Source organism: Longimicrobium sp., from assembly GCF_036554565.1.
Classification (GTDB): Bacteria; Gemmatimonadota; Gemmatimonadetes; order Longimicrobiales; family Longimicrobiaceae; genus Longimicrobium.
The window spans coordinates 1-9,563 of sequence record NZ_DATBNB010000844.1; the positions used below are offsets into that span (position 1 = coordinate 1).

Here is a 9,563-nt window from a genome sequence, read left to right on the forward strand (position 1 = left end):
CTGCGGGTGGCGGTGGACTGCGGCAACGGGGCCGGCGCGCTCGTCGCGCGCCAGCTCTTCGACCGGCTGGGCGTCCAGGCCACGTACCTGTTCTGCGAGAGCGACGGCACCTTCCCCAACCACCACCCCGACCCGGTGGTGGACAAGAACCTGGTGGACATCATCGCCAAGGTGAAGGAGACCGGGGCCGACCTGGGCGTGGCTTTCGACGGCGACGCCGACCGCATCGGCGCCATCGACGACCAGGGCGGCATCGTCCGCGGCGACACGCTGCTGCTTCTGTACGGGCTGGACCTGCTCCAGAAGCACGGGCCGGGGCAGAAGGTGGTGCTGGACGTCAAGTGCTCGCAGCAGCTGACCGAGGTGCTGGAAAGCAACGGCGGCGTGGCGCTCATGAACGCCACCGGCCACTCGCTGATCAAGGAGCGGATGAAGGAGGAGCACGCGCTCCTGGCCGGCGAGCTCTCCGGGCACATCATGTTCGGCGACGACTACTACGGCTTCGACGACGCGCTGTACGGCGCGCTGCTGCTGATCGACATCGTGGCGCGCAGCGGCCGACCGCTCAGCGCCTGGCTGGCGGAGTTCCCCCAGTTCGTTTCCACCGCCGAGCTGCGCTACCCGGCCACGGAAGAAACCAAGTTCGAGATCGTGGGCCGCGCCACGGAGCACTTCCGCAAGGACCACGACGTGATCGACGTGGACGGTGCGCGCGTGCTGTTCGGTGACGGCTGGGGGCTGATCCGCGCCTCGAACACCGAGCCGGTGCTGGTGGCGCGCTACGAGGCGCGCTCCGCCGAGCGCCTGCAGGAGATCCGCTCCACGATGGAAGGCTGGCTGCAGGGCGAGGGCATCGGCGGGCCGTCCGTGGGGCACTGAGAGGACGCCTCGGCGGGGTTGGGTGGGGGTGGGCAGGTTCGGTGCTCGGGCCGGCGCCCCCCATCCCCAGCCCTTCCCCCGCAAACTGCGCGGGGGAAGGGAGCCAGTGTGGGGCGCTTCCGGTGTCCGGGTGCGCGCTCCAGGGCCTGTCATCCTGAGGCCCAGGCGCACCTTACTGGCCCGCACGCCGAGCCTCGCGGGCCGAAGGATCCAGCCGCGGATGCGTACTCGGCTGGGCGCGGCAGCGGTCATCGAAGCGTGGGCCTCGGCTGCCGTGGGGCCCTCACCCGGCCGCGCTGACACGCGTGCCACCCTCTCCCACAAACAGCGTGGCAAACAGCGTGGGAGAGGGGGTACACCCCATGATCGGGTGTAGAATCCGTTCCTCCTTGAGCAGGAGCGTGCGGCATGGCGGTGAACTCGTCCAGTCCGTTGAACGCGGTGGCGGCGATGATGGTCCTGTGGGCCGCCCTCATCACGCTGCCGCTGGGTGTCGTGGGCTCGCTCTCGGATACCGGGCCCATGCGCATGGTGTTCGTGCTCATGGCCGCGAGCGGGCTCGCCATGCTGTACGGCGGCGTGAAGATGTGGCGGCAGTGGCGGCGCGCCGTTGTCATCGAGCGCGAGCACCAGGAGGCCATCCGCGAGGCGGTCGGTGCGCCGCCGGTGGAGCCCGGCGCGCCCACCCTGCCCGCCGCGGACCTTGCCGTGCGGTCCCACGGAACGGTGCTGGCGCGATGGACCTACGCCGCGGACGAGTGGCGCGAGTTCACCCGCGCGGAGTGGAAGCACCGGGCGATCGAGGCGGGGACCGTTGCCGGGCTGCTCCTGCTGGTGGGCTACTGCGCCGGCCGGGGCGGCGGCGACGAGGGCAATGCCATGATGGCCTCCGCCTTCATGGTGGCGGTCGCCGTCGGCGGCGGACTGCTGGGCCGGGCCCACTTCGCCCGGCAGGCCAACCAGTCGGCGCCCGGCGAAGCCATCATCACGCCGACGGCGGTGGTGCTCAACGGCAAGTACCACGTGCTGCGGAACGAAACGTACAGCTTCCAGGGCGTGCGGTACGACCTGGAGGCGAAGCCGCCCCTGCTGGAGTTCAGCATCAGCTGGAGCACGCGCCGGGGGCCTTCGGGCGAAAAGATCCGCGTTCCCGTGCCCGCCGGGCGCGAGGCGGAGGCCCGGGAGGTGGTGGCCGCGCTGGGCGGCCGGGTGGACGGGCCGGGCCCGCCCGGAACGTCCTGAACCAGCTTGCCGCCCCCTTGCGGCAGGCGTAGAATGTGGCCCCGCTGCAAAGGGTTCGTGGCGCAGAAAACCGTGGCTGGCGGCGGGCTGTGAAGCGGCAGCATGGCACCCGGGCTGGAAGCCGCGGCCAGATTCGTGCGCCGGGGAGGCACCCGCGCCATCATCGCGCGGCTGGACTCAGGGAAGCGGTGGCGGGGCAGGCGGGGACGGAGATCGTACTTTCAACCACAGGACAGCTGTGAACATCCACGAATACCAGGCGAAGGAGCTGCTCGCCGCACAGGGGGTTCCCGTCCCCATGGGCGAGGTGGCCACCACGCCCGAGCAGGCAGAAGCGATCGCCCGGCGGCTAGGCGGCGCCGTGGTGGTGAAGGCCCAGGTGCACGTGGGCGGCCGGGGCAAGGCCGGCGGCGTGAAGCTGGCCAGCACCCCCGAAGAGGCCCGCGACAAGGCCGCGGCCATCCTGGGGATGGACATCAAGGGCCTCACGGTGGAGAAGGTGCTGATCGCCCCCGCCGAGGACATCGCCAGCGAGGCCTACGTGGGCATCATCCTGGACCGCGCCAGCAAGGCGCCGGTGTGGATGGTTTCCGCCGCCGGCGGCATCGACATCGAAGAGGTGGCCGCCACCGACCCGGACAAGATCACCAAGATGGCGGTGGACCCGCGCTACGGGTTCCTTCCCCACCAGGCCCACCTGCTGGCGACGAAGCTGTACAGCGATCCCAGGCAGGTTCGCGCCACGGCCAGGATCCTCCAGCAGCTGTACAAGGCATTCATCGAGGCGGGCGCCTCGCTGGCCGAGATCAACCCGCTGATCACCACGCCCTCGGGCGAGGTGAAGGCCATCGACGCCAAGTTCAACATCGACGACAACGAGCTCTTCCGCCTGCCCGCCATCGAGGCGCTGCGCGACGTATCGTCCGAGGACCCCGCCGAGGTGCTGGCGCGCGAGGCCAACCTCACCTTCATCAAGCTGGACGGCGACGTCGGCTGCGTGGTGAACGGGGCCGGGCTGGCGATGGCCACCATGGACCTGGTGAAGTACTACGGCGGCGAGCCCGCCAACTTCCTGGACATCGGCGGCTCGTCGAACCCCGAGAAGGTGGTGAACGCGCTCAAGATCATCACCACCGACAAGCAGGTGAAGGCCATCCTGTTCAACATCTTCGGCGGCATCACGCGCACCGACGACGTGGCGAACGGCATCGTGACGGCGACGAAGATGATCGACATCAAGGTGCCCATCGTCATTCGCCTTACCGGCACCAACGAGGAGATCGCCGTGAAGATCCTGGCCGAGAACGGCTTCGCCGCGATGACCGACATGGACGAGGCCGTGCAGAAGGCCGTCGCTTTGGCCAAGGGGGAGGCCCAGTGAGCATCTTCATCGATCAGAGCACCCGCCTCGTCGTACAGGGCATCACCGGGCGTGACGGCTCGTTCCACGCCAAGCAGATGATGGAGTACGGCACCAACGTGGTCGCGGGCGTCACGCCGGGGAAGGGCGGCCAGACGTTCGAGGGGAGCGTGCCCATCTTCAACACCGTCGAAGAGGCGATGAAGGAAACGGGCGCCAACTCGTCGGTCATCTACGTGCCGCCGGCCTTTGCCGCCGACGCCATGTTCGAGGCCGCCGACGCGGGGATCTCGTTCATCGTCTGCATTACCGAGGGCGTGCCGGTGCTCGACATGACCCGCGTGCGGCCCTACGTGCTGGACAAGGGCGCGCGGCTCCTGGGCCCCAACTGCCCCGGCCTGCTTTCGGCCGGCAAGAGCAAGGTGGGGATCATCCCCGGCCACATCACGCAGCCCGGGCCCGTGGGACTGGTGTCGAAGTCCGGCACGCTGACCTACGAGGTGGTCTACAAGCTCAAGGGCGCGGGGATCGGCACCACGACGTGCGTCGGCATCGGCGGCGATCCCATCAACGGCACGTCGTTCATCGACTGCCTTGCGGCGTTCGAGGCCGACCCGGAGACGACGGCCATCGTGATGCTGGGCGAGATCGGCGGAACGGACGAGCAGGATGCCGCCGCCTACATCAAGCAGCACGTGACGAAGCCGGTGGTGGGCTTCATCGCGGGCCAGACGGCGCCCCCGGGGCGGCGGATGGGCCACGCGGGCGCCATCATCTCCGGCAGCGCGGGTACGGCCGAGGAGAAGCTTCAGGCCTTCCGCGACAACGGGATCGCCGTCGCCCAGCGACCGCTGGACGTGGTGGGGCTCATCCAGGAGGTTCTCTGAGCGAGGCCCCCTCGCGGGCGGGGCGCGAAGTTCGGCTGACGGAGATCCTGCGTCCCGAGCACGTCGTCGCCCCGCTCTCGGCGGCCACGATTCCCGAGGCCGTCACGCAGCTGGCGCGCACGCTGGTCGCCTCGGGCGCGGTGCCCGACCGCGAGAAGCTGCGCAAGCTGCTCACCGCAACTCGCGTCCGCGACCTGATCCACGTGGGCGACCGCGTGGTGATGCCCCACCTGCGCACCGACGCGGTGGAAGAGCTGGTGGTGGCCATCGGCATTGCGCCGCGGCCGCTGCCCGAGGCGCCGGGCGACGCGGGCGCCGTGGCGCAGGTGGTGGTGCTCGTGCTGGCACCCCTTTCCGCCGCGGGATTGTACCTGCAGACGGTGGCGGCGCTGGCGCGCGTGCTTCGGCACGACGACGTGGTCGACCGCCTGGTGGCGTCGGCGAGCGCGGGCGACGTGCTGGCCATCCCCTCCGTCCGCGAGATCACCATCCAGCCGCGGCTGCTGGTGCGGGACGTGATGACGCAGCGCGTCTTTCGCACCACGCCGGACTCGCCGGTGCAGGAGGTGCTGGAGATGATCGCCGAGCACAAGCTGCGCGCGGTGCCCGTCGTCGGCGAGAACCGCGAGGTGCTGGGGATGGTGAGCGACCGCGACCTGCTGCGGCACTTTCTCCCCGGCGTGCAGCGCCCGGCGGACGCCAACGCGCTGGTGTGGCAGGAAACGCGGGTGCGCGAGGTGATGTCGCGCTCCGTGATCTGCGTTTCGGAGGACCAGGCGCTGGCCGAAGTGACCGGCATGCTGGTGAGCAAGGACATCGAGCGCCTGCCGGTGGTGCACGATGGGCAGCTGACCGGCTTTTTGACCCGCGGCGACATCCTGCGCAAGGTGTTCGGGTTCGCCGCGGCTCCCGTAGACCCTGACCACGAAGGATAGATCTCTCATGGCACGCACCTTCGCCATCATCAAGCCCGACGCCGTGCAGAACGGCCATGCCGGCAACATCATCGCCCACGTCCAGAAGGCGGGCTTCCGCATTTTGGGGATGAAGCTCACGCAGATCAGCCTTCCGCAGGCCCGGAAGTTCTACGAGGTGCACGCGGAGCGCGGGTTCTACGGCGAGCTGGTGGAGTTCATGTCCAGCGGCCCGTCGGTGGTCCTCGCGCTGGAGGCCGACAACGCGGTGGCCCTGTGGCGCGAGACCATCGGCACCACCGACCCGGCTGAGGCCGCCGAGGGCACCATCCGCAAGCTGTACGCGGAGAACAAGGGCCGCAACGCGGTGCACGGCTCCGACAGCGACGAGAACGCCGCCCTCGAGATCGCCTTCTTCTTCAGCGGCACCGAGCTGGTGGGCTGAGGTTCGCCGGGACGACCAGTCCCGCGGCGGCGATGTAGTTTCGAATGACGGGGGCGCTCTCCAGCGGAGGGCGTCCCCGTTCGCCTTGCTGACACCGAGACCGTTGCCCGGGCGCCGGATTTCCGCTTATCCTGTCCCTTTCGCGTGTACCTGCCCCCCGCCGTGGAGACCCTTCCATGCTCCTGAAGATGTTCGTGCTGGCCGCCGCGTTCCAGCAGCCGCCGGCGCCGCCGCCCTCCCCCGTCGCGCAGATCCGCGTGACCCCCGCCGCCCCGGTGATCGCCGCGTACGACTCGCTGCAGCTCCGGGCCGAGGCGCTGGACGCGCAGGGCCGGCCGGTGCCCGGCGCGCGCATCGTCTTTCGCCCCGCCGGGGGCCGGTTCGAGGGGAGGGTGGACAGCACCGGGATGGTGCGCTCGGGGAGCACCGGGACGCTGCCGATTTCGGTGGTGGCGCTGGTGCAGGGGAGCCGCCCCGCGCTGCACCGGGTGGAGGTGCGCATGGTCCCCGGCGCCGCGGCGCGCGTGGAGGTGAGCCCGGGTACCGCGCGGCTGGTGGTGGGGCAGCGCCTGCGCCTGTCGGCCACCTCCTTCTCCGCGGCGGGCCATTCCCGCGAGGACGCGTTCAACTGGGCCAGCTCCCGGTCCTCCGTGGCGCGGGTGAACGAGGCCGGCGTCGTGGAGGCCGTGGCGCCCGGCCGCGCACGCGTTTCCGCGGCCGTGGGCGGGGCATCCGGCGCGGTGGAGGTGGAGGTGGTGGCGGACAACGTGGCGCGGCTGGAGATGACCCCCGCCACGCACGCCGCACGCACCGGCGACGTGGTGCGCTTCCGGGTGACGCCGCGCGACGCGCAGGGGCGGGAGATCCCCGGGCTGACCCCCACGTTCAGCGTTTCGCCGGGCGAGGGGGTGATCGGCGCGGACGGGGCGTTCGTGGGATACGAGGCCCGCGCCTACACGGTGACGGCGCTGCTGGGCCGGCACTCGGCGGACGCGACGGTCACGCTGCGGCACCGCGACGTGCGCCGGCCGGCCACCATCGTGGGGCGCCTGCCGCGCACCCGCTTCAGCACCGAGGAGGTGTGGCTGCACCCCAACGGCCGCAACGCCTACCTGGGCTCCGGCGCGGGGGGAGACGTGCTCTACGTGCTGGACGTCAGCGATCCGGCCAACCCCGTGGTCACCGACTCGATGGTGTCGAACACCCGCCGCGTGAACGACGTGATGACCACGCCGGACGGGCGCTACCTGGTCCACACGCGGGAGGGCTCGTCGGACCGCCGCGACGGGATCGTGATCGCGTCGCTGGAGGACCCGGCCCACCCGCGGGTGATCTCGGAGTTCAAGGAAGGGGTCAGCGCGGGGGTGCACTCCGCCTTCATCTACCAGGACCCGCGCCACGGAACGTACGTCTACCTCACCAACAACGGCACGGGCGCGCTGCACGTGCTGAACCTGGACGACCCGGCGAACCCGCGCGAGGTGGCGCGCTGGAGCACGCCGCGTCCGGACGCCGGGCGCAGCCTGCACGACGTGGACGTGCAGAACGGGCTGGCGTACCTGAGCTACTGGAATGACGGGCTGGTGATCCTGGACGTGGGGAACGGCGTCCGCGGCGGCACGCCCTCCAATCCGCAGCTGGTCTCGCAGTACCGGTACGACCTGAACGACCTGTACCGGCAGGTGGAGACCGTCGGCGGGCCCGGGTTCATCCGCGGCACGCACACGGCCTGGCGCCACCGCGACTACGTGTTCATCGCCGACGAGGTGTTCGCCTCCACGCCGCCCCGCGGCGCGCGCGACGCGTCGGCCGACCGCGCCTACGGGCGGATGCAGGTGATCGACGTGTCCGACATCACCCGCCCGCGCTCCGTGGCCTGGTACGAGCCCGAGTACGGCGGCGTGCACAACGTGTGGGTGGATGGCGAAACGCTGTACATGGGCGCCTACAACGGTGGCTTCCGCGCCTTCGACGTGAGCGGCGAGCTGCGCGGCGACCTGCGGGCGCAGGAACGCGAAATCGCGCACGTGCATACGGCGGACATGCAGGGCAAGGTGCAGAACCACGCCATGACCTGGGGCGTGGTGGTGCGCGACGGCCTGGCGTACGTGAACGACAACAACAACGGGCTGTGGATCATCCGCATCGAGACGGCGCCCGAGAGCGGGGTACGGTGATGCGCCACACGGCGCTGGCGGCGGCGCTCGCGGCGGCCCTCTGCGCCCCCGTTGCCCTCACCGCCCAGCCGGAGCGCACCTACTACGTGTGGGTGGCGAGCGAGGCGGTGGACCGGCTGTCGCTGGTGCGCTTCGGGCCCGGCGGCGCCAGGGTGGAGCGGGAGGTGGGGATCGGCAGGAACGTGATGGACCCCGAGGGGCCGCACGGGGTGGACGTTTCGCCCGACGGGCGGCGGCTGTACGTCTCCACCGGCCACGGAACGCCCTTCGGCGACCTGTGGGCCTTCAACGCCGCCGGCGACAGCGTCCTGGGATCGGTGACGCTCGGGGATTTTCCCGCCACCCTGCAGGTGAGCCCCGACGGCGCGTACGCGTACGTGGTGAACTTCAACCTGCACGGCGAGCACGTTCCCTCCTCGCTGAGCGTGGTGAGCACGGACCCGCTGGTGGAGGTGGCGCGCATTCCCACCTGCACCATGCCGCACGGCAGCCGCCTGAGCGCGGACGGCACGCGCCACTACTCCGCGTGCATGATGGACGACCTGCTGGTGGAGGTGGATACCCGCACGCTCGGCGTCGCGCGCCACTTCCGGCTGACCCGCGGCGCGGAGGCGGGAATGCAGGGCCCCGTCGCGCCGAGAGCCTCCGGCGGCGCCCCGGCGGACCACGGGGGGCACGGGATGGCCACGCCGGCCCCGGGCGGCTCCGCCTGCTCGCCGACCTGGGCGCAGCCGTCGCCGGACGGAACGAAGGTCTGGGTGGCGTGCAACCGCAGCAGCGAGATCGTGGAGGTGGATGTCGCTTCCTGGCGCATGGTGCGGCGCATCCCCGCGGGGGACGGGGTCTACAACCTCGCCGTCACCGGCGACGGGGCGCTGCTGGTGGCCACGAACAAGCGCGGGCAAAGCGTGTCGGTGTTCGACACGCGGACGGGGCGCGAGCTGGCCCGCATTCCCACCCTGCGGCGGGTGGTGCACGGCGCGGCCATCTCGCCGGACGACCGCTACGCGTTCATTTCCGTGGAGGGGGTGGGGTCCGAGCCGGGAACGGTGGAGGTGATCGACCTCCGCGCCCGGCGGCGGGTCGCGGCCGTGGACGTGGGCCAGATGGCCGGCGGGATCGACGTGTGGAAGATGGAGCCGTAGCAGACCCCGCGAGGGTACGAAGAAAGGGGACGCGCTCGGCGGGAGGGCGTCCCCTTTTCGTTCCGCGCGCCCGCTCCGGCGGACCAACGTTTGCGGCAAGAAGCGGGTCGCTCCTGTGACCGGACTCGTTCCGCGAGGTTTACCCTGAACCCATCACTGCCCATGCAGCGAACAATCCTGTTGTCCACCGCAGCCGCGGCGCTCGCGCTGGGGCTGGCGGCCCCCGCGGTGGCGCAGACCGCCACGGCGCCCCGCACCGTCTCCATCACCAACCCGGTGCCGCTGACGGCGGAAACCTACCGCCTGCCCAACGGGCTGAACGTGGTCCTGTCGCGCGACACGTCCGTTCCCGTCGTGGCGGTGAACCTGTGGTACCACGTGGGCTCGGGGAACGAGGTGGCCGGCCGCACCGGGTTCGCCCACCTGTTCGAGCACATCATGTTTCAGGGCTCGGCCCATGTCCCCTCCGGACAGCACATCGGCCTGCTCCAGGCGGCCGGCGCGTCGGTCAACG

General features: G+C 70.9%; 8 protein-coding genes and 1 pseudogene. All 9 read left to right on the forward strand.

The window, feature by feature from the left end:
* Positions 1-879: pseudogene (locus VIB55_RS23795) on the forward strand (phosphomannomutase/phosphoglucomutase); the annotation flags it as partial.
* 408 nt (positions 880-1,287) lie between these two features.
* A complete protein-coding gene (locus VIB55_RS23800) occupies positions 1,288-2,121 on the forward strand; it encodes a hypothetical protein (RefSeq protein WP_331879175.1) in 834 nt (277 codons plus the stop codon).
* A gap of 238 nt (positions 2,122-2,359) precedes the next feature.
* On the forward strand, positions 2,360-3,502 hold the full coding sequence (gene sucC / locus VIB55_RS23805; RefSeq protein WP_331879176.1) for an ADP-forming succinate--CoA ligase subunit beta: 1,143 nt from the start codon (positions 2,360-2,362) through the stop codon (positions 3,500-3,502).
* Positions 3,499-4,368 carry a succinate--CoA ligase subunit alpha gene (sucD, locus tag VIB55_RS23810; RefSeq protein WP_331879177.1) on the forward strand — a complete coding sequence of 290 codons (870 nt, stop codon included), beginning with the start codon at positions 3,499-3,501 and terminating at the stop codon, positions 4,366-4,368. Before sucC ends, sucD begins: the two co-directional genes overlap by 4 nt.
* 47 nt (positions 4,369-4,415) lie before the next feature.
* A complete protein-coding gene (locus tag VIB55_RS23815) occupies positions 4,416-5,303 on the forward strand; it encodes a CBS domain-containing protein (RefSeq protein WP_331879182.1) in 888 nt (295 codons plus the stop codon).
* Positions 5,304-5,310: 7 nt separating this feature from the next.
* Positions 5,311-5,727 carry a nucleoside-diphosphate kinase gene (gene ndk / locus VIB55_RS23820; protein WP_331879178.1) on the forward strand — a complete coding sequence of 139 codons (417 nt, stop codon included), beginning with the start codon at positions 5,311-5,313 and terminating at the stop codon, positions 5,725-5,727.
* A gap of 176 nt (positions 5,728-5,903) precedes the next feature.
* Positions 5,904-7,904 carry an Ig-like domain-containing protein gene (locus VIB55_RS23825; protein WP_331879179.1) on the forward strand — a complete coding sequence of 667 codons (2,001 nt, stop codon included), beginning with the start codon at positions 5,904-5,906 and terminating at the stop codon, positions 7,902-7,904.
* On the forward strand, positions 7,904-9,049 hold the full coding sequence (locus VIB55_RS23830) for a YncE family protein (RefSeq protein ID WP_331879180.1): 1,146 nt from the start codon (positions 7,904-7,906) through the stop codon (positions 9,047-9,049). The genes VIB55_RS23825 and VIB55_RS23830 overlap by 1 nt, the downstream gene beginning before the upstream one ends.
* Positions 9,050-9,211: 162 nt before the next feature.
* On the forward strand, positions 9,212-9,563 hold a 352-nt coding region (locus VIB55_RS23835; RefSeq protein ID WP_331879181.1), incomplete at its 3' end, for a M16 family metallopeptidase.

What these genes read in the sequence shown, in the direction of transcription:
- VIB55_RS23830 (WP_331879180.1), top strand. Translation starts at nt 7,904, where the DNA reads ATGCGCCACACGGCGCTGGCGGCGGCGCTCGCGGCGGCCCTCTGCGCC.
- VIB55_RS23800 (WP_331879175.1), top strand. Translation starts at nt 1,288, where the DNA reads ATGGCGGTGAACTCGTCCAGTCCGTTGAACGCGGTGGCGGCGATGATG.
- ndk (WP_331879178.1), top strand. Translation starts at nt 5,311, where the DNA reads ATGGCACGCACCTTCGCCATCATCAAGCCCGACGCCGTGCAGAACGGC.
- VIB55_RS23825 (WP_331879179.1), top strand. Translation starts at nt 5,904, where the DNA reads ATGCTCCTGAAGATGTTCGTGCTGGCCGCCGCGTTCCAGCAGCCGCCG.